16 protein-coding genes are annotated in these 20696 nt (G+C 66.2%); 8 read left to right on the plus strand and 8 right to left on the minus strand.

Annotation, left to right across the window (positions count from 1 at the left end; all coding sequences use genetic code 11):
• Positions 1-56: 56 nt before the first annotated feature.
• The 5 genes from CFB82_RS28640 to CFB82_RS28665 form a co-directional block, all read right to left on the minus strand.
• Complete coding sequence (locus CFB82_RS28640) at positions 57-401, minus strand: DUF4148 domain-containing protein (protein WP_043177725.1); 345 nt, start codon at positions 399-401, stop codon at positions 57-59.
• A 199-nt stretch (positions 402-600) separates the two neighbouring features.
• Positions 601-2013, minus strand: a complete 1413-nt coding sequence (gndA, locus tag CFB82_RS28645; RefSeq protein ID WP_089486217.1) for an NADP-dependent phosphogluconate dehydrogenase — start codon at positions 2011-2013, stop codon at positions 601-603.
• A 97-nt stretch (positions 2014-2110) separates the two neighbouring features.
• A complete protein-coding gene (locus CFB82_RS28650; RefSeq protein WP_069251110.1) occupies positions 2111-2752 on the minus strand; it encodes a DUF938 domain-containing protein in 642 nt (213 codons plus the stop codon).
• Positions 2749-3645, minus strand: coding sequence for an NAD-dependent protein deacetylase (locus CFB82_RS28655; RefSeq protein ID WP_089486218.1), 897 nt, complete (start codon positions 3643-3645; stop codon positions 2749-2751). The genes CFB82_RS28650 and CFB82_RS28655 overlap by 4 nt, the downstream gene beginning before the upstream one ends.
• A 1048-nt stretch (positions 3646-4693) precedes the next feature.
• Positions 4694-5092: a lysozyme inhibitor LprI family protein gene (locus CFB82_RS28665; RefSeq protein ID WP_179255465.1), complete on the minus strand. Its 399-nt coding sequence runs from the start codon at positions 5090-5092 to the stop codon at positions 4694-4696.
• Positions 5093-5276: 184 nt separating this feature from the next.
• On the opposite strand from CFB82_RS28665, the gene CFB82_RS28670 reads away from it, so the two are divergent.
• Both CFB82_RS28670 and CFB82_RS28675 read left to right on the plus strand, forming a co-directional pair.
• On the plus strand, positions 5277-6236 hold the full coding sequence (locus CFB82_RS28670) for an LLM class oxidoreductase (protein ID WP_089486220.1): 960 nt from the start codon (positions 5277-5279) through the stop codon (positions 6234-6236).
• Between the two features lie 299 nt (positions 6237-6535).
• Entirely contained in the window at positions 6536-9016 is a 2481-nt protein-coding gene (locus CFB82_RS28675; protein WP_089486221.1) for a mechanosensitive ion channel domain-containing protein, read from the plus strand.
• A gap of 13 nt (positions 9017-9029) precedes the next feature.
• On the opposite strand, the gene CFB82_RS28680 is transcribed toward CFB82_RS28675, so the two are convergent.
• Positions 9030-9863 carry a CerR family C-terminal domain-containing protein gene (locus CFB82_RS28680; protein ID WP_089447363.1) on the minus strand — a complete coding sequence of 278 codons (834 nt, stop codon included), beginning with the start codon at positions 9861-9863 and terminating at the stop codon, positions 9030-9032.
• A gap of 92 nt (positions 9864-9955) precedes the next feature.
• Here CFB82_RS28680 and CFB82_RS28685 point away from each other — a divergent pair, with 92 nt between their 5' ends.
• The 6 genes from CFB82_RS28685 (at position 9956) to CFB82_RS28715 (ending at position 19260) form a co-directional block, all read left to right on the plus strand.
• Complete coding sequence (locus CFB82_RS28685; RefSeq protein WP_089486222.1) at positions 9956-11077, plus strand: HlyD family secretion protein; 1122 nt, start codon at positions 9956-9958, stop codon at positions 11075-11077.
• The gene (locus tag CFB82_RS28690; protein ID WP_069251104.1) at positions 11070-12656 is read left to right on the plus strand and encodes an MDR family MFS transporter; all 1587 of its coding nucleotides are present in this window, start codon (positions 11070-11072) and stop codon (positions 12654-12656) included. Before CFB82_RS28685 ends, CFB82_RS28690 begins: the two co-directional genes overlap by 8 nt.
• 13 nt (positions 12657-12669) lie before the next feature.
• Positions 12670-14157 (plus strand): efflux transporter outer membrane subunit, encoded by a 1488-nt coding sequence (locus CFB82_RS28695; protein ID WP_089486223.1) that lies wholly within the window; start codon positions 12670-12672, stop codon positions 14155-14157.
• A gap of 329 nt (positions 14158-14486) precedes the next feature.
• On the plus strand, positions 14487-16022 hold the full coding sequence (locus tag CFB82_RS28700; protein ID WP_089486224.1) for a catalase: 1536 nt from the start codon (positions 14487-14489) through the stop codon (positions 16020-16022).
• 77 nt (positions 16023-16099) lie between these two features.
• Complete coding sequence (locus CFB82_RS28705) at positions 16100-16711, plus strand: ankyrin repeat domain-containing protein (protein ID WP_089486225.1); 612 nt, start codon at positions 16100-16102, stop codon at positions 16709-16711.
• A gap of 716 nt (positions 16712-17427) precedes the next feature.
• Positions 17428-19260, plus strand: coding sequence for a S53 family peptidase (locus CFB82_RS28715; protein ID WP_089486226.1), 1833 nt, complete (start codon positions 17428-17430; stop codon positions 19258-19260).
• Here the strand turns inward: CFB82_RS28715 and CFB82_RS43425 are convergent.
• Complete coding sequence (locus CFB82_RS43425; protein WP_179255466.1) at positions 19158-19724, minus strand: hypothetical protein; 567 nt, start codon at positions 19722-19724, stop codon at positions 19158-19160. The genes CFB82_RS28715 and CFB82_RS43425 overlap by 103 nt on opposite strands.
• A 148-nt stretch (positions 19725-19872) precedes the next feature.
• On the minus strand, positions 19873-20523 hold the full coding sequence (locus CFB82_RS28725; RefSeq protein WP_089486227.1) for a pyridoxamine 5'-phosphate oxidase family protein: 651 nt from the start codon (positions 20521-20523) through the stop codon (positions 19873-19875).
• Positions 20524-20696: the final 173 nt, after the last annotated feature.

The raw sequence follows: 20696 nt of genomic DNA on the forward strand, positions 1-20696 counted from the left end.
ACGACGGGCTGTTCGTACTTCCAGGGTCGGATCAGGCCGCCGGGGCGGCCAAACCATTAACGACCCTTGTAGATCGGGGCGTCGTCAGCGATACGCTTGACTTGCCAGCCGGTCTTGGCCTTGGCCGGCGCGCCGGATTCTTGCGCGGCAGCCGGTTGCGCGCCGTAGCCGGTCGTGTCGGCAGCGGCAACGTTCTGTTGCGGGTTCAGGCGGGCTTCAGCAGCCTGGATGCCTTCCGGGTAGTTCGTACGGTCGCTGCCCAGCTTGTAGCCAGCCTGTTGCACGGCGACCAGGTCGGCCTTCACTTGTGCACGGGTGACGGGCGCGTTCTGTTGGGCGAACGAGACGGCGGGAACGGCGAGGACGGCAGCTGCGGCAAACGTTGCGATCAGCGATTTCATGATTACCTCCGGGATTTTTTGCTCCGCCGCACACACCATGTCTGCAGCGATGGAACAGAGTTTAGTCCCGGCAGCACCTAGGGAAAACCATGAAAGAACGAAAACACTGTTTCCCCGGAGCCAACAATGTCGGCATCCGGGAATGAAAAACCCTATTCAAAGAATAGATTTTCGCAACAATGTTGCCGCCGCCAGCCGATCAGGACCAGTTCGCGTGGAAGCTGCCCGGCTTGTCGGTACGCTCGAACGTGTGCGCGCCGAAGAAATCTCGCTGCGCCTGCACGAGGTTCGCCGGCAGCCGCTCGGAACGGTAGCTGTCGAAGTACGCGACCGCCGACGCGAACGCCGGTACCGGCACGCCGGCCTTCACCGCGGCGACCACGACATCGCGCAGCGACTCCTGGTAATTCGCGGCGATGTCCTTGAAGTACGGATCGAGCAGCAGGTTCGCGAGCGCCGAATCCTTCGCGTACGCGTCCGTGATCTTCTGCAGGAAGCGCGCGCGGATGATGCAGCCCGCGCGGAAGATCTTCGCGATCGTCCCGAGATCGAGGTTCCAGCCGTACTCTTCCGACGCCGTGCGCAGTTGCGCGAAGCCCTGCGCGTACGAGATCACCTTGCTCAGGTACAGCGCGCGGCGCACTGCTTCGACGAACGCGGCGCGATCGCCTTCGAACGGCGCGGCGGCCGGGCCCGACAGGACCTTGCTGGCCGCGACGCGCTCGGTCTTCAGCGACGACAGCACGCGCGCGAACACCGATTCCGTGATCAGCGGCAGCGGCACGCCGAGATCCAGCGCATTCTGGCTCGTCCACTTGCCGGTGCCCTTCTGCGCGGCGCGATCGAGGATCACGTCGACCAGGTGCTTGCCGGTTTCCTCGTCCTTCTTGCCGAAGATCTTCGACGTGATCTCCATCAGGTAGCTGTCGAGCTCGCCCTGGTTCCACTCGGTGTACACCGCGCCGAGTTCGTCGTTGGTCAGGCCCGCGACGTCCTTCAGCACCGCATAGCTTTCGGCGATCAGCTGCATGTCGCCGTATTCGATGCCGTTGTGGACCATCTTCACGTAATGGCCTGCACCGTCCGGGCCCATGTACGCGACGCACGGCTCGCCGTCCGACGGCGCCTTGGCGGCGATCTGCTTGAGGATCGGCTCGACGAGGTCATACGCATCACGCTGGCCGCCGGGCATGATCGACGGGCCGCGCAGCGCGCCCTCTTCGCCACCCGACACGCCGGTGCCGATGAAGTGCAGGCCCGATTGCGCGAGTTCCTGATTGCGGCGGATCGTGTCGGTGAAGTGCGTATTGCCGCCGTCGATCAGCACGTCGCCTTTCTCCAGCAGCGGCTTGAGCGATGCGATCGTCGCATCGGTCGCCTCGCCGGCCTTCACCATCATCAGGATCCGGCGCGGCGTTTCGAGCGACGCGACGAACTCCTCGAGCGTATAGGTCGGCACCAGATTGCGGCCGGGGAATTCGGCGATCAGTTCGTCGGTTTTCTCGCGGCTGCGGTTGTACACCGACACCGCGTAACCGCGGCTCTCGATATTGAGTGCGAGATTGCGGCCCATCACCGCGAGCCCGATCACACCGATTGCTTGTTTGCCCATTAGTCAATTCTCCGGAAAAAACGGGGCGCGACCCGAGCCGGGTCGCGCGCACAGGCGAAAGGATAGTGGAAACCCGGCGGCGATGCGCGCTTGCGTGTCATTGCTCCGCGTGCGGCAGCCGCCGGAACACGACGCTCAGGTTGTTCGCCGGCATCTCGACCACCTCGATGCAGTCGAGGCCGCGATCGAGGCCGAGCGCGACGACGGTCTCGAGATCGCGCACGCCCCATGACGGGTCGCGGCTGCGCAGTTGCAGGTCGAACGCTTCGTTCGACGGCGCCGTATGCCGGCCCTCGCGGCGATACGGCCCGTACAGAAACAGCACGCCGCCCGGCCGCAGCAGGCGCGATGCACCCGCGAACAGCGCGTCGGTGCAGGCCCACGGTGAGATGTGAATCATGTTGATGCAGACGATTGCATCGAGCGCGTCGACCGGCCACGACGCGTCGCGCACGTCGAACGCGAGCGGCCCGGCAACGTTGGCGAGGCCCGTATGGGCAACCCACGCGGCGATCGAACGCCGCGCCTGCGCATCGGGATCGCTCGGCTGCCAGTGCAGGCCCGGCAGCGCCTGCGCGAAATGGACCGCGTGCTGCCCCGTGCCGCTGGCGATTTCGAGCACCCGGCCGCTCGCGGGCAGCACGCGGCGCAAGACGTCGAGGATCGGCCCGCGATTGCGTTCGGCCGCCGGCGCCGACAGCCGCTCGGACGGATCGGGCGAAGATGCCGGGCCGGTCACGACGCAAGCTCCGGTGCGTGGCCCGCCAGGCCAAGCCGCGCATTCAGCGCGTCGAGCGCGGGTGCGCAGCGCGCCTCGACCTTCAGCGTCAGCATCGGATCGGCGCGCGTATGGCCGAGATTGAGCGCGGCGACCGGCTTGTTCTGCGCCTGCGCCCACACGCAGAAGCGGTAGCCGGAATACACCATCAGCGACGAGCCAACGACCAGCAGCGCATCGGCCGCATCGAGCGCCTGCGACGCGAGCGCCACGCGCTCGCGCGGCACGTTTTCGCCGAAGAACACGACCGCCGGCTTCAGCAGCCCGCCGCACGCGGGGCACGCCGGAATGCGGAAGGTGTCGAGCGCGGCCCATTCGAGGTGCGCGTCGCCATCCGCGGCCGGCTCGGCCTCCGCGCCCAGCAGTTCGGGATTGTCGGCCTCGAGCATGACCTGGATCGTCGTGCGCGCATGATGCGCGCCGCAGCCGAGGCACGTGACGCCGTCGATGCCACCGTGCAGTTCGATGACGTCGCCGCTGCCCGCGCGCTGGTGCAGGCCGTCGACGTTCTGCGTGACGAGACGCTCGATCCGTCCCGCGCCGCCGAGCCGCGCCAGTGCCACGTGCGACCCGTTCGGCTGCGCGCGGCCGACGACGGGCCAGCCGATCATGCTGCGCGCCCAATAGCGCCGCCGCGCGGCATCCGAGCCGAGGAATTCGTGGAGCTGGATCGGCGGCGAGCGCATCCATTGGCCGTTGCGGTCGCGATAGCCGGGAATGCCGGAATCGGTGCTGATGCCCGCGCCGGTCAGCACCAGCAGGCGCGGATGACGCTCGACGAACGTGTGCAGCGCATCGAGTGCGGCCGGATCGACGTCGGCGGTTGAGGGATCGTTCTGAGCTGTGTCGTTCATGTTGGCAACGCGTGATCGGGCGCGCCGGCAAGCCGTGCGCCCGCACGGGCGGCCAGGCACGCCAGCACATGATACAGAACGCCGCGCGATCGGGCCGATGGCCGCGTCGCACATCGGCGCACAAAAAAAGACGCCCATCCGCCACTCGGCGATGGGCGCTCCAACAATTGATCCATCGGGGTAGTGGATCAACTGACAGCACAATTTCGCGGCGTCCGCCCTGCTGCGGCTGGTGAACGCTTCCCCCTGGACTCCATGTGTTCCGCGATGCCGAATGCATCGATGCGCTGCCGGCTTTCCGGTGCGTTCCGGTTCGGCCCCGTCGCGCCGCCGCGATGCACGGCACGCACACGCCTGCGCCGCACGACGACTCGCGTTGCGCGCGGCAGATTGACGATCCGGGATCCGGGCCGGGCCATCCGCAGGCATTCACGGTTCATCCCCGACGGCCGACTGGCACCAGTCGGCCTCGTGCGTCATGCCTGCACGTCGTCGTTCAGAACAAACCCGATTGCTCGGATGGAACGGAAAGCCGCGCGCTTACGTCGCCTCGATAAACGGCGAAGCGAATAGCCCGGCAGGTCGGCGATTCATGTTTGCAACACGACACGTTGCGATTCGGTCTGTTTTCATTCTCTTGTCCCCGTCTCCGATACATCCGACCCACTGAAGCGATCGCCGGACCGACTGCGTCCGCGACCGCGCTCACGGCCTGCATAGATATGCAAGGAGCGCACCATGCTTCACGCCGCAAGGCCGCGCGGGTCGAAATGGGGCCATCGACGCGAATCGCGCACCGCCAAAAAGCGCGAACGTTTCGAAACTGAAACGCATGTCGGATCGGTTGCCGTCGGCCGGGCGAACCGTCACGCCGCACACGCCCGGCCCGTGCGGACAGCGCGACGTTGCCTCTGCGCGTGACCGTCGCGCGACTTACAATCGGCCCACAGTGCCGCACCGCGCGTCACGACGCGTGGCGTCGCGCCTCGGCCTCACGCTGCGCGGCACGACGCTGCGGGTGGCATAGCACTGGGGCCGGCGCGACACCTCAACGAAAGGCTTCGATTACCTTGACGCGACGCTCGGTTTCGTCGACGAAGCAACTGTCAACCTCCACGAGCCCGAGCGTGCCGCCCGCATCGGGCTGCCGCGATTCGGCACACTTCGCGTCCCGCGCCTTGAGCCAGCGGCGCTCGTCGTTGCGCAGTCTCGCGTGGCCCTGCGCATCGAGGCTCGCCATCTTCGTCTTGTAGACGGCATTCAAGCGCTTGTCGGCTGCTTCGTATTTCAGTCGGAGGCAATTGCGAATGTCAGCCGTGTAGCCCGTTTCCTCGGCGGTCTTGCAAATAGCGGCGCGCTCCGCATCGTCCGCGAGCGCGTCCGATGCGACCGCGAAAAGCATCGCGCTCGCCGCCAGACCGATCGCCATGTATTGAAGCGTGTTCATCCGGATTCGTTGTTTTCCATGACGGAAGGCACCGATTATGCCGGCCCGTTGCCCGCATGGCCTGCGTTGCGTCGACGTCGACTGGTCACTGCGCATGCCATACCGCGCAACCGTCGTGCAAACACGCTAGCATTCGGACACGCAACGTCGCGCGTTCGCTTCGCGCCGCCTCCAAGGACTCGACATGACCACGCCCGCCCCTGCCCGCCCCGACGTCGCGCATCGCGTCTTTTCGGACGGACGGTTGTCGATCGGCCTCACGCTTCCGCTGCTGCGCACCGGCCATATCGTCGCCGACTTCGACGAGCAGCTCGAACTCGCGGCGCTGGCCGACACACTCGGCTTTCGCGCGCTGTGGATTCGCGACGTGCCGCTGAACAGCGCCGACTACCCCGATCCGGTCGGCCACCTCGACCCGTGGGTCCTGCTCGGCGCACTGGCGTCACGCACGCGCCGGATCGCGCTCGCCAGCGGTGCGATCGTGCTGCCGCTGCGTCATCCGCTGCATATCGCGAAAGGCGCGCTGTCGGTCGCGACGCTGTCGGGCGGCCGCTTCATCCTCGGGCTCGGCTCAGGCGACCGGCCGCCCGAATATGCGGCGTTCGGTGTCGACGCAGAGACGCGGCGCGACCGCTACCGCGCCCACTGGGACGTCGTCGCGGCCGCGCTCGGCGTGCCATCGCGCGTACTGCCCGACGAAGTGCCGCCCGATGCGCCCGAATTCACGCTGCTGCCGCGCGGCGCCGACGCCGTGCCGATGCTAGCGGTCGGCTCGGGCGGACAAAGCGTCGACTGGATCGCACGGCACTCGCTCGGCTGGATGACGTACCACCGCGATCCGGACACGCAGCGCGCACGCTATTCGATGTGGCGCGCGGCGGTCGACCGGCTCGCGACGCCCGCCTTTCGCGCGTTCGGCGTATCGATGCGGCTCGACCTCGTCGCGGATCCCGATGCGCCGGCCACCGCATTGCCGCTCGGCTATGCAACCGGACGCCGCGCATTGATCGACATCCTGCGGGACATGCGCGCGGCCGGCACGCATCACGTCACGCTGAATCCGGGCGCGGACCGGCCCGTGCGCGAAGTCATCGAGGAAATCGCGGAACACGTCCTGCCGGTTTTTCACGCCGAACCGGCATGATTCGGCAGGATTCCAGATTAATTCAACCCGACGCGTGCGCGGCTCATCGTTGTCGACGCGCCAGCATTACAAATATCTTACGCGCCGACCATTGAAACACCCCGACCTATCCGACGACCTACAGTCCGCGTCGGACCCATGACTGCGCAAACGCGCCGCAAGCGCCCGCGCCGCGTCGGGTATGCCTGATTCGAATGATCGTCGACGGAACTATTCGGTTCCGATCGCGATCATGTTAACTTCCGTCCATCGTTCAGCCTGGCGGGCCGCGCGCCGATACGCGCCCGCATGCCTACTCCATGCGACATTTCCTCCTCGGCTGGCTGCTGGCCGCCGTCATCACGGCCGCCCATGCGGCCGCTCCCGCCCCGGCCGCCGCGTCGGCCGCTTCCGGCGCCGCGCCCGCGCTGACGCCACAACAGGCGCAGCAGGCACTCAATGTGCTCGAAAATCCACGCGAGCGCGCGCAGGTCGAAACGACGCTGCGTGCGATCGCGGCCGTCGGCGCGCTGAGCGCACCCGCGATCGCGGCGAGCGATGCGGCTGCGGCCAGCGCCGCGTCGGCCGCCGCGACCCCGGCCGCACTGACGTCGAACGGGCTCGCATCGATGCTCGTCCGGCAGGGATCGCGCTGGACCATCGAAATCGGCGGTGCGCTGAAGGAATCGCTGCACTCGCTGCTCGACGTCGGCTCGGTCGGCAACTGGTGGCATGACAAGCTGGTGCGCGCCGACGAGCGCGCGGATCTCGCACACGCGCTCTGGATCATCATCGCCGTGCTCGTGCCCGCACTCCTCGTCGAATGGTTCGCGAAGCGGCTGCTGCGACGCGCGCTGGCCGCAGTGGCCGCCCGGCGCGCCGACACGTCGCGCCGCACCGCGCCCGAATCCGCTACACCCGACTCCGCGACGCTCGACGACGACGACGCACCACCGAACACAGCCGCCCCGCCAGATGCGCCCGACACCCCGAACGCCGCGCCCGCATCGTCGCAAGGCCGCGGCCACGCGCGCCGCCACACCACGCTGCTGCACCGGATGCCGCGCGCGCTCGTCAGCCTTGCGTTGCGTGCCGTGCCGCTGCTCGTGTTCGTCGGCGTCGCGAGCCTGACGATGTCGCTGATCGGCGATACGGGCGCCCCGGTTGAATCCGCGCTCGAAGCGCTGATCGACATCTACGTGATCTGCCGGCTCGTCACGATCGTCAGCCGGCTGTTCTTCCAGCCCGATGCGCGGCAATTGCGGTTGCTGCATATCAGCGACGCATGGGCCGACTTCGCGCAACGCTCGATCGCGCGGATCGTGATCGTGGTCGGCGCCTGCACGGCCGCGGTCGAGATCGCCGCGAGCTTCGGCCTCAGCGACGCCGGTCACGTCGCGCTGCTGAAAGCCGTCGCGCTCGTCGGGCACCTGATGATCTCGGCGCTGATCGTCCAGTGCCGCCTGCCGGTCGCCGCGCGAATCCGCGCGGCCGGCGAGGATCGTCCGTCGTTCACGATGATCGCCAACGCGCTCGCGGACGCGTGGGCACCCGTATCGGTCTTCATCGTGATGGCCCTGTGGTTCGTGTGGGCGCTCGACGTCCACAACGGCTACCGCGTGCTGATCACGCTCGGCGGCCGCTCGATCGCCGTGATGATCGGCATGCGGATCGTGTCGATCGTCGTGTTCGGCGCGCTCGCGCGGCTGTTCCAGGGCCGCGACGAAGACCGCACGCTCGTCCATGCGCACGCGTACCGCTACTACCCGCTGCTGCGCCAGTTCGTGTCGGGCGTGATCGGCATCGTGACCATCGTGCTACTGCTGCAGATCTGGGGCGTGCCGATCTTCCGCGCGTTCGAAACCGGCACGATCGGCCACCGGCTCGCGTCGGCGCTGATGACCATCGCCATCGCGGCCATCGTCGCACTCATCGTGTGGGAAGCCGCGAACATCGCGATCGAGCGCCGCCTGCAACGATGGACGCGCGAAGGCAATCTCATGCGCGCGGCGCGGCTGCGCACGCTGCTGCCGATGCTGCGCACGCTGCTGTTCGTGATGATCGCGCTCGTCGTCGTGCTGACGGGCCTCAGCCAGCTCGGCGTGAACGTCGGCCCGCTGCTTGCCGGCGCCAGCATCTTCGGTGTCGCGCTCGGCTTCGGCTCGCAGAAGCTCGTGCAGGATTTCATCACCGGGATCTTCCTGCTGATGGAAAACGCGATGCAGGTGGGCGACTGGGTCACGCTCGCCGGCGTGTCGGGCACGGTCGAATACCTGTCGATCCGCACCGTGCGGCTGCGCGCCGGCGACGGGTCGTTGTACACGATTCCGTTCAGCTCGGTGACGACCGTCAACAATACGAATCGCGGGCTCGGCAACGCGGCCGTCAAGATCAGCATTGCCTACGGCGAGGATATCGATCGCGCGATCGCGACGCTGAAGGAGATCGGTGCGGCATTGCGCGACGATCCGAAATACCGCGACGGCATCCTGTCGGACTTCAGCTACTGGGGTATCGACCAGGTCGACGGCGCGACGCTCGCGCTGGCCGGACAGATGCAATGCACGGACTCGACGCGCTGGAGCGTGCAGCGTGAATTCAACCGGCGGATCGCGGAGACGTTCCGCGAACGCGGCATCCGGATCGCCAATCCGCAGCGCAGCGTCGTTGCGTACGCGGACGGATCGCGGCCGGTGGTCGATGACGAAAACGGCACCCACGGTGGCAACGGCCATGCTGCCGAAGTGACGGCCCGGCCGCGGTCGCCGGCCGCCCCGGAGCACAAGCCGGACGGGGGCTGACGGCGCGCCGCGTTCAACGCGCGGCGGGCTTGCTCCCGCGCCGCGGGCCTTTCGCGGCGGGCGTCGACGCCCCCGCCTTCGCCGTACGTTTCGCCGTCGCACCCGGCTCCCGCTTCGCGCCGGCTTCAGGATCGGCGGCCAACGCGTCGCGCTGCGCGTGCCATTGCTGGAGCAGCACCCGCGTCTGCTCGGCAATCGTGTCGATCAGCAATTCCGCGCGCTCGCCTTCGAATGCCTCCCATTCGAGCAGCTGCAGCGCCGAACGCTGCGCGATGTGGAACACCGTGATCTGCCCGAACAGGCTCAGTGCACGCAAGCGCGTGACGGGATCGTTGGCCGGCCGCCCCGAGATGCGGCCGATCAGCTCGGCACTCACGTCGTTCAGCGGCTTGCGCATGCGCTTCATCAGGATTTCGCTCGCGCTCGCCGGCTCCTGGCCGCCTTGCTCGCGTGCAAAGAACATCCGCTGGTTCATCGTCTTCGGCGCCGTGAACATCCGGTCCGACAGCGCGCGCAGCAGCCCGACGAACGCATCGATCAGCACGTCGACCTCCGCGTCCGCATCGAGCATCGCCCACGCATGGCCGACCGACGGCGCGAACACTTCCCAGCCGTGCTCAGCGATCGTCTCCACGCACGCGCGGTACACGCCTTCCTTGTTCTCGAAGTAGTACTGGAGCGCCGGCGCATTCACGCCGGCCATCGCGGCGATCTCGCGTGTCGATGCGCCCGCGAACCCGCGCTCGCCGAACAGTTCGATCGCCGCCTCGATGATCCGCTGGCGCGTTTCGTCGCCACGGGCGTAGCCGCCCGCCGACGTACGGCGCAGCTTCTTCGCTTCGTTCATGCCTTCCTCGTCATTCGATCGACCGACATTCTACTTGACACAATTTTATCAACTGGAATAATTCTTCCACTTGGAATAAATTGGATGCCAGCATGTCGACGCTGCAAGACTCGCCACAGAAAGCAAATCGTCGGGAAAACGGAACAACGCCGCGCAACAGCAACGGCACGAAACGGCGCGTCCTGCTCGCCGTCGCCGTGCTTGCGGTGATCGGCGGCGCCGTCTGGCTCGGCCGGTGGTGGACGGTCGGCCGCTTCATCGAAAGCACCAACGACGCGTACCTGCAGGCGGACAGCATGACCGCCGCGCCGAAGGTCGCCGGCTACGTGACCGATGTGTACGTGCGCGACAACCAGGCCGTGAAGGCCGGCGATCCGCTCGTGCGGCTCGACGTCCGCCAATACCAGGTCGCGCTCGCGCAGTCACTTGCGACCGTCGACGCGCGCCGCGCCGACATCGCACGCGCCGAGGCCGACATCCGCCAGCAGCATGCGAATCTCGAACAGGCCGACGCACAGGCAAAGGTGTCGCGTATCAATGCGCAGCACGCCAGCGACGAATACACGCGCTATGCGCCGCTCGCCGCGACCGGCGCGGAAACGCACGAACGCGTGGCCGACCTGAAGAGCACACGCGATCAGGCGACCGCGACGCTCGCCGCGAACAATGCGTCGATCGCCGCCGCCCGCACGCAGATCGCGTCGTTCACCGCGCAGCTCCAGCAGGCGCGCGCCCAGCTCGAAGCCGCGCAGGCCAGCGCCGCACAGGCGCAGCTCGACCTCGACAACACGATCGTGCGCAGCACCCTCGCCGGCCGCGTCGGCGATCGCACGGTGCGCGTCGGTCAATACGTGCAGCCTGGCACGCGCCTGCTGACCGTCGTGCCCGTCGACGCGATCTATCTCGTCGCGAACTTCAAGGAAACGCAGCTCGCCAACATGCGCATCGGCCAGCCCGTCGAACTGCACGTCGACGCGCTGCCGGACGGCGCGCTGTCCGGCGTCGTCGACAGCTTCGCCCCCGGCACGGGCGCGCAATTCGCGCTGCTGCCGCCCGAGAATGCGACCGGCAACTTCACGAAGATCGTCCAGCGCGTGCCGGTGCGCATCCGCCTCGCCGCGGACGCCCGCGCGCAACGCATGCTGCTGCCGGGGCTGTCGGTGACGGTCGACGTCGACACGCGCCCGGGCCGCGACGAGACGCATCATGGCTGAACCGTCCGCCACGATGCCCATGCCGCCGCACGAAGGCCGTGCGAGCGTGACCGACTGGATCGCGGTCGCGGCCGGCGCGCTCGGCGCGCTGATGGCGACCCTCGACATCTCGATCACGAACTCCGCGCTGCCGCAGATCCAGGGTGAAATCGGCGCGACCGGCACCGAAGGCACGTGGATCTCGACCGGCTACCTGATGTCGGAGATCGTGATGATTCCGCTCGCCGCGTGGCTCACGCGCGTGTTCGGGCTGCGCAATTTCCTGCTGACGAACTCCGCGCTGTTCATCGCGTTCTCGATGATGTGCGGCTGGTCGCATTCGCTGCCGATGATGATTGCAGGCCGGATCGGCCAGGGCTTCACCGGCGGTGCGCTGATCCCGACCGCACAAACCATCATCCGCACGCGGCTGCCGCTGTCGCAGTTGCCGGTCGGCATGACGCTGTTCGGCCTGATCGTGCTGCTCGGGCCGCTGTTCGGCCCCGTGCTCGGCGGCTGGCTCGCGGAGAACGTCAGCTGGAGCTGGTGCTTTTTCCTGAACCTGCCGGTGTGCCTGTTGCTGATGGCGCTGTTGATATTCGGGCTGCCGTCGGACCGCCCGCAATGGCATTCATTCCTGAACGCGGACTGGCTCGGGATCTTCGGCCTCGCGATCGGTCTGAGCTCGCTCACCGTCGTGCTCGAGGAAGGCCAGCGCGAACGCTGGTTCGAATCGCAGATGATCGTCACGCTGAGCCTCGTATCGCTCGCCGGGATGATCCTGATCGCGTTGTCGCAGATCTTTGCGAAGCGGCCGATCATGCGGCTGTCGCTGATGCGCAACCCGCGCTACGCGAGCGTGATCGTGATCGTTTCCGCAGTCGGTGCCGGGCTGTACGGCGTGTCCTACCTGCTGCCGCAGTTCCTGGCGATCGTCGCCGGCTACAACGCGGAACAGGCGGGCGCGATCATGCTGCTGTCGGGGCTGCCCGCCTTCCTCGTGATGCCGATCCTGCCGCGCCTGCTCGGCAAGGTCGATTTCCGCATCCTCGTGATCTCGGGGCTGCTGCTGTTCTGCCTGAGCTGCATGCTCGACATCAGCCTGACCGCGCAGAGCGTCGGCCACGACTTCGTCTGGTCGCAACTGATCCGCGGCGTCGCGCAGATGCTCGCGATGATGCCGCTCAATCAGGCCTCGATGGCGGCCGTCGCGCGCGAAGACTCGGGCGATGCGGCCGGGCTCTACAACATGGCGCGCAATCTCGGCGGCTCGATCGGACTCGCGATCATCGGCACCGTGATCGACCGGCGCACGACCTTCCATACGGCCGCGCTCCGCGAATCGGTGACGGCGAACTCGCTGATCGGGCAGGACCGGCTGTCGGCCTATGCGGCCAACTGGTTCTCGCACACGGGCGACCTCGCGTATTCGAACATGCGCGCGCTCGGACAGCTGGCGCAGCAGATCCAGATCCAGGCGATCGTGATGACCTATTCCGAAACCTTTTACCTGCTGGGCCTCGCGCTGCTTGCCTGCGTGCCGCTCGCGCTACTGCTGAGAACGCCGCGCGGGCCGCAGCCGATGTCGTCCGGCCACTGAACCGTCTTACGCGATGAAACCCTTCTCCCTGCCCCGCCGCCCCGCGCTCACGCTGTGCGCGGCCGCATGCCTGCTCGCCGGCTGCACGGTCGGCCCCGACTATCGCGGCGCGCCCGCCGCACCGGATGCGCCGACCTTCGTGCGCGCGCCGGCCTCCGGCATCGACCCCGCCGCGCCCGCGCCGAGTGCATGGTGGCGCGCGCTCAACGATCGCCAGCTCGACGACCTGATCACCGCCGCGCTCGCGTACAACCCCGATCTGCACGCGGCACAAGCCCGCTTGCGCGCATCGCGCGCGCAGCTCTCGCAACAACGTGCGGCCCAGTTGCCGAAGTCGTCGGCTACCGTCGCCGCCATCCGCACGCGCGAGCCGGATGTCAGCGCGCTCGGTTCGCTGTTGCCGTCCAACGGTTCGAGCCAATCGGGTGGCACCTCGCCGTCGCTGGGTGGCTCGGGCCCGCTGCAGCTCTATTCGGCAGGCTTCGACGCAACCTGGGAAATCGACCTGTTCGGCGGCACGCGCCGCGCGGTCGAAGCAGCATCTGCGCAAGCGGAAGCGGTCGACGCCGATCTCGCCGACACGCAGGTGTCGATCGCTGCCGAAGTCGCCAACGCGTACATCGACCTGCGCGATCAACAGCAGCGGCTTGCGCTGTCGCGGCGCACTGCCGAGCTGCAGCAGAAGATGCTCGAACTCACGCAGCAGCGTCGCGCGCGTGGCGTTGCCGCGGATGTCGACATCGAACGCCTGACGACGCAAGTCGAAAGCACGCGCGCATCGCTGATCCCGCTCGACGCGCAGGTGACGGAATCGCTCGACCGGCTCGCGATCCTGACGGGCCGTGCGCCTGGTGCGCTCGACGCGGCGCTGTCGACACCGGATGCGCCGTTGCCGACGCTACCCGGCAGTGTCGCGATCGGCGATCCGGCCACGCTGCTGAAACAGCGCCCCGACATTCGCGCGGCCGAGCGCCGGCTCGCTTCGAGCAATGCGCAGATCGGCGAGCACGTCGCCGATTATTTCCCGAAGGTAACGCTGCTCGGCGATCTCGGCTTCAGCGCGACGGACCCGGGTCACCTGTTCCGCAAGCAGAACTTCACCTGGGTCGGCGCGCCGTATCTGCAATGGAACATTCTCGACTTCGGGCGCACGCGCGGTGCGGTGCGCGCGGCCGAAGCATCGCGAGACGAGGCGGAAGCGAATTATCAGAAGGCGGTGCTCGGTGCCTTGCAGGACGCCAACACGGCATTGCAGCGTTACGGGCACCAGCGTGAACACGTCGTTGCGCTCACCAAGGTGCAGACGTCGGCCGTGCATTCCCGATCGCTGATGGATGAGCGTTATCGCGCAGGCGTCGCTTCGATGATCGATCTGCTCGATACGCAACGCGAAGCGCTGTCCGCCCAGCAGAACGTGATCGCGGGCCAGGCCGAGCTGATCAAGGATTACGTGTCGCTGCAGAAGAACCTCGGGCTCGGTTGGCAGGCGGGCGCGGGTTGATACCGAGTTGATCGGTGCCGCGCAGCCGGGTCCGTCGAGGCTGCTGCGGCACCGATGCCAGACATCCGGATCGCAAAAATTCACGCAAGGCATCGCACGTTCGATGAGTCGGCGTTCGACGCTTGCCGATCGCTTCACGGCACGCGACGCAACAACTCATTGCGCGCGCAACAATATTCATTGCCCGCGCCGATGAGAACCGCGCTCACGCCGTATCGACGCCGTCGCTATCGGAAACATATCGAATATCAATTAGCCAATCGTCTGACGATCTCTTCTAATTCAGTCGGCTTCCCCACCACCGATCGGATTCAAGGAGTTCCAACGTCATGTCCTCATCCTCCCGTCGCGTGCTGAGACACGCAGTCGCCGCGATCTGCGTTGCACTTTCCGCGTCCCCCCATGCCGCCGAACTCACGCGAGACACGGGCGCCCCCGTCGGCGACAACGAGAATTCGCAGACGGCCGGCCCTGCCGGCCCCGTGCTCCTGCAAGACTCCGCACTCATCGAGAAACTGCAGCGCTTCGATCGCGAACGCATTCCGGAACGTGTCGTGCATGCACGCGGCACCGGCGCATTCGGCGAGTTCGTGCCGACCGCCGACATCTCGAACCTGACGAAAGCGAAGGTCTTCACACCCGGCACCCGCACGCCCGTGTTCGTGCGCTTCTCCACCGTGATGGGCTATCGCGGCTCGCCCGAACAGGCGCGCGATCCGCGCGGTTTCGCGGTGAAGTTCTATACGCAACAGGGCAACTGGGACATGGTCGGCATCAACTGGCCCGTGTTCTTCATTCGCGACGGCATCAAGTTCCCCGACTTCGTTCACGCGAACAAGCCGAGTGCCGTGACCGGCGTGCAGGACCCGAACCTCGCATTCGACTTCTTCGCGCACACGCCCGAAGCGACGAACATGCTGACGATGCTGTACACGAATGCGGGCATGCCCGATTCATATCGTCACATGGACGGCTTCGCGGTGCACGCGTTCAAGTTCGTCAATGCGCACGGCGACGTGCACTACGTGAAATTCCACTGGAAAAGCCAGCAAGGCGTGCACGGCCTGCGTCCGCAAGACATCAACGCATCGATCGGGCGCGACTGGAACATGATGACGAACGACCTGTACGGCGCGTTGAAGCAAGGCGACTTCCCGAAGTGGGATCTGTACGTGCAGGTGCTCACGCCGCAGGACCTGAACCGTTTCGACTTCGATGCGCTGGACGATACGAAGGTCTGGACCGGTGTGCCCGAGCGCAAGATCGGCACGATGACGCTGAACCGCGTGCCAGACAACTACTTCCAGTCGACCGAGGAATCGGCGTTCGCACCGTCGCGACTCGTGCCCGGCATCGAGCCGTCCGAAGACCGGATGCTGCAGGACCGGCTGTTCGCGTACGCCGATACGCAGATGTACCGGCTCGGCGCGAACTACATGGACCTGCCGATCAACCGGCCCGTCGTGCCGGTGGTCAACAACAACCAGGACGGCAAGATGAACGCCGGCGACCGCAAGGGCGAGGTGAACTACGAACCGTCGACGCTGCATGAACTCGCGCCGGATCCGCAATACAAGTCCGTGCGCATGACGCTCGGCGGAACGACGCAGCAGGAAGCGATCCACAAGAAGCTGCGGTTCCGCCAGGCCGGCGAGTACTACCGCGGCCTGTCGCAGCAGGACAAGGACGACCTGATCACCGCGCTGTCCGGCGATCTCGGCAAGGTGACGAACGCGCACAACCAGTACGCGATGCTGTCGTACTTCTACAAGGCCGATGCCGATTACGGCACGCGTCTCGCGCAGGCCGTGCACGCCGACGTCGGGCAAGTGCAGGCACTCGCAGCGAAGCTGAGCGAGAACTGATCCCGCGACTCCGGTCGCCGTCGACGTGCGGGGCTGCGCCTCGCACGTCGACCCTACCCACCCATCAGGACATCCTCATGCAATCCGAACGCCTGACGCGCGCGATCCGCTCCACCGCAACAGTCCTGGCGCTGGCCACGCTCGCCGGTTGCGCGCACCTTCCCGACCGGCCGGCGTATACGCCGGCCGACCCTGCCGCGCTGCGCCGCTACGACGGTGACTGGTTCGACGCCGCCCGTGTCGGACGCGTCGACATCCTGCGCGCACTGCACGACGCCGGCTATCCCGTCGATGCCACCGACAGCCATGGCTTTACGGCCGTGATACTCGCGTCCTACGACGCCCAGCCGGCAGCGCTCGACTACCTGCTGTCGGCCGGCGCAAACGCATGCGCCGGCGACCGCCACGGCAATACGGCGTTGATGGGTGCCCTCTTCAAGAACGAACCCGACATCGCGCGGCGCCTGATCGATACGCAATGCCCGATCGACCAGACGAACGGCGCCGGGGAAACCGCGCTCGGATTCGCCACGCTGTTCAATCGCTTCGACCTGATTCCGCTCCTCGTCGCGCGTGGCGCGAACCCGAATCATGTCGATCGGCGCGGTCAGTCGCTGCTGCAGCTCGCGCGGTCGCACGACAACACGGAAGCCGTGGACGCGCTGCGGCATGCAGGTGCGAGGCAGTAGCTTCATGCCCTGCTTCCTGATGCCCGCGGACTCGCCTTGCTTCACAGCGTCCGGCGATTCGAGTCACACCTCGAACACGATCGGTCAATTGCACCCATTACGCATCAAACCAGAAACGATCGGCAAATCGGATTCCGCATTACTTTCTTTCGCGGCCTCGAATATTACAAAATACTGCCAATATTTTCAAAAACATTGCACTTATTCGCTTTAATTTAGTTTCATATAATCAAAAAAAGTTTGACACCTCGCTTTCGTTCTTGATACCGTCCGATGCAAGCAATCTGACGAATTGCTCACTACGCAGTCGCTTCCGCTCTACGTTTTTTCGCTTCCGCCGCACCGCAGTGCTCGCCGCCGGCCATATCGTTCGCGCGCCGGCGCACGCAACATCCCGATGCATCTCATTGGACAACTGCCATCCGGCAGCGGGCCGAAGGATCGAATCAAATGAGCAGGACAACGAAACTGTTGCTCTAGCAATCCCGCCCGCGTCACGTCCGGCGCAGTTGCGTCGTGTCGCGGCGCTGCCTTCCCGTTACCGCGTTTTCCGTATTTCGTCCCCGGAGAAAAGACACCTTTCCGGATCGGGCGAAAGGCCCTGTCGCGTCCGTGCCATCCGCACGCATGCGACAGAAATCGGCGGTGCATGACCCGCACCGCTGTCGACCGTTGTTGTACGTGCAGTTCGATGTTCAACCGGAGGGGTAATTCAAATGAATCAGGTTGCAGACAAGAATCAAAAGCACCATCGCTTCGTCAAACTCGCATTCGCCGCCGCAGCAGCCGCATCGTTCGGCATGGCGACCGCCCACGCCGCGCCTGCGGCCGGCTGGACGGAAACGCACACCAAGGGTTTCCTGCCGCTCGTGCAGCAGAGCGAAGCCGGTACGGCCGGCGCGCCCGCCGCGAGCACGGCCGCCGCGGCAGCAGCAGCCGTCGAGATGGCGCCGGGCGAGTCGGTGGACATCGTGCTCGGGCTGAACCTGCGCAACGAAGCGCAACTCGACCAGTATCTGCACGACCTGCATACGCCTGGTTCGCCGCACTACCGGCAGTTCCTCACGCCGGCGCAGTTCGCGTCGCAATATGCGCCGACCGACCAGCAGGTCGCTTCGGTCGTCGCGCATCTGCGCAAGGAAGGCTTCGTGAACATCGTCGTCGCGCCGAACCGTCTGCTGGTCTCCGCGTCCGGCACCGCGGCCACCATCAAGTCCGCGTTCCGCACGACGCTCAAGCGCTTCACGCGCAACGGCCGCAGCGTCTACGCGAATACCGACGCCGCGCAAGTGCCGAACGCCATCGGCGGCGTCGTGGGTTCGGTGCTGGGCCTGCAGAACGTCGAGCTGATGCACACGGGCGCGGGCAGCCAGCCGCAAGGCAACACCAGCAACCTGACGATTCCGGCCGGCGCTTCGGCCGTGCCGCACAACCCGACCGAATTCTCGTCGATCTACGGCGGCGACGGCACGCCGACCGCCTCGCAGACCACCGTCGGCATCATCTCCGAAGGTGACCTGTCGCAGACGGTAAGCGACCTCAATACGTTCGCCGCAAACAACGGCCTCGGGACGATCAGCAGCAGCATCGTGAAGACGGGCCCGTCCGGCAGCTCGTACACCGACACCGACGGCACCGTCGAATGGAACCTCGACAGCCAGTCGATCGTCGGCACGGCCGGTGGCAGCGTGAAGCAGGTCGTGTTCTACGTCGCACCATCGATGACGCTCACGGCGATCACCGCCGCATACAACAAGGCCGTGACCGACAACGTCGCAAAGGTGATCAACGTGTCGCTCGGCGTGTGCGAATCGTCCGCGAACAGCACGGGCTCGCAGGCCACCGACGACACCATCTTCAAGCAGGCAGTCGCGCAGGGGCAGACCTTCTCGGTCTCCGCGGGCGACCATGGCGCGTACGAATGTGCGAGCGGTACGCCGTCGCGCTCGACCTACACGGTGAGCGAGCCGGCAACGTCGCCGTACGTGATCGCGGTGGGCGGCACGACGCTGTTCACCAATACGTCGACCAACGCGTACAACAGCGAGATCGTCTGGAACGATCCGAGCTGGCAGCCGGGCACCGTGTGGTCGACGGGCGGCGGGTACAGCAAGTACGAAGCCGCACCGTCGTGGCAATCGTCGAGCCTCACGGGATCGACCAAGCGCGCACTGCCTGACGTCGGCTTCGACGCAGACCTGCGCACCGGCGCGATTCTCGTCGTCAACGGCCAGACGTCCGACACGCTGTGGGGCTCGGGCTACCTCAACAATGAAGGCGGCACGAGCCTCGCCGCGCCGATCTTCACGGGGATCTGGGCGCGCCTGCAGTCCGCGAACAACAATGCGCTCGGGTTCCCCGCGTCGAGCATCTACAAGTACTTCCCGAGCAACGCGGCGCTGCTGCACGACGTCACGTCCGGCAACAACGGCAGCGGCACCTACGGCTACAAGGCAAAGGCCGGCTGGGACGCGACGACGGGCTTCGGCAGCGTGAACATCTCGAAGCTGAACACGTTCATCCAGAGCACATCGGATTTCGCACGCTGATGGACAGATGACCGCCCCGGTTCCGCATGCGCACCGCAGCGCATGCATGGAACCGGATGTGATCGCTCGAACAACCCGCGAGGGCCGCAAGGCCTTCGCGGCCTGGCGCGATGCGCGAGGAGCGGCAGCAGGCCATGCAGCAGGCGCACGCCGCGCAGGAAAATCGTGCGGCCGCCCAACAGCAGCAATTGCAGCAGCAACAGCGCAACGAGGCACAGCAACAACGCGAAGCGATGCAACAGCACAATGCGGTACGGCAGCAGCCACGCGAGGACATGCAGCAACACAATGCGGAGCAGCAACGGCAGCGTGACGCCATGCAGCAACGCAACGAGACTCAGCAGCAAGTGCACAAGGAGGCGCCACCGCACAACGAAGCGCAACCGCAGGAACACGCGGCAGCGCAGCCACGGCAGCCGGCCCCCGAGCACGCGCCCGCCCCGCATCCGCCACACGAGACGCATGAGCATCGCACCGAGTGAAATGCACGCCGTGACGGCAGTGCGGCATTCGCGCTGCCGGCCGGCGAAACCGCGTCTCGTTGCCGTGCGAACGCTGCATGGATTCCGCGCGCCACCGTTTCAGCGAAACCGCACGGCCTTGCCGTGCAACTTACTCCTCCCAGTTCCGGACATAATCCGGCACCGGCACGTTCCCGTCGGCATGAACCGGCCTGCCGCGCGCCATCTTCAGCGGCAGGATCCCCGTCCAGACAGCGAGTGAGAGATCTTCGTCCTTGTCGGACGGCATTGAATCGCTGACCTTTACCGCCGCTTCCGCAAGCGCAATCCGCAGCACGCTGGTCGCATTGAGTTCCTTCTCGTTGCCGGGCCGCGCATCATGCTTGCGACCCGGAGCGATCTTGTCCATCAATGCATCCAGCGCCACCAGCTTGTCCGCACTACGCTCCACCCTCTCGAACCGCCCGTAGATCACCGCGGATCGATAATTCATCGAATGGTTGAAGGCCGACCTGGCCAACACGAGACCGTCCAGCAACGTCATCGCGACGGAGGCCTGTGCACCCGCAGCCAGCGCCTTGATCATCCGGCTGCCGTTCGACCCGTGAATATAGAGGTGGTCGCCCCGTCTCCAGTGCGCGGTCGGGATGCAGTGCGTGTCCTCGCCCGAACCGAATGCGATGTGGCACACGTAGGCCTCGTCCACGATGCGATGAAGCACCTCGCGATCGTGGTTGGCCAGCTCCGGCAGGCGGCGAATGGTGGTGCGGGATGTGGGGGAGATGACGGTCTGGTCTTTCATGTTTCGTTTTCCTGTTTGCACGCCCTTGCGCGCATCGAGCGGCCCGCGTTTCGGCAACGCGCAGGCAGTCACTCGAAATATATTTGCACTACGAAGTTAATGGCATCGAACGCTACACTTTGCACGCGCGAATGCCCGGTCGATCGGCCCGTCGACAGTCGCTTGCCAAATCG

It is taken from the genome of Burkholderia sp. HI2714, from assembly GCF_002223085.1.
Classification (GTDB): Bacteria; Pseudomonadota; Gammaproteobacteria; order Burkholderiales; family Burkholderiaceae; genus Burkholderia; species Burkholderia lata_D.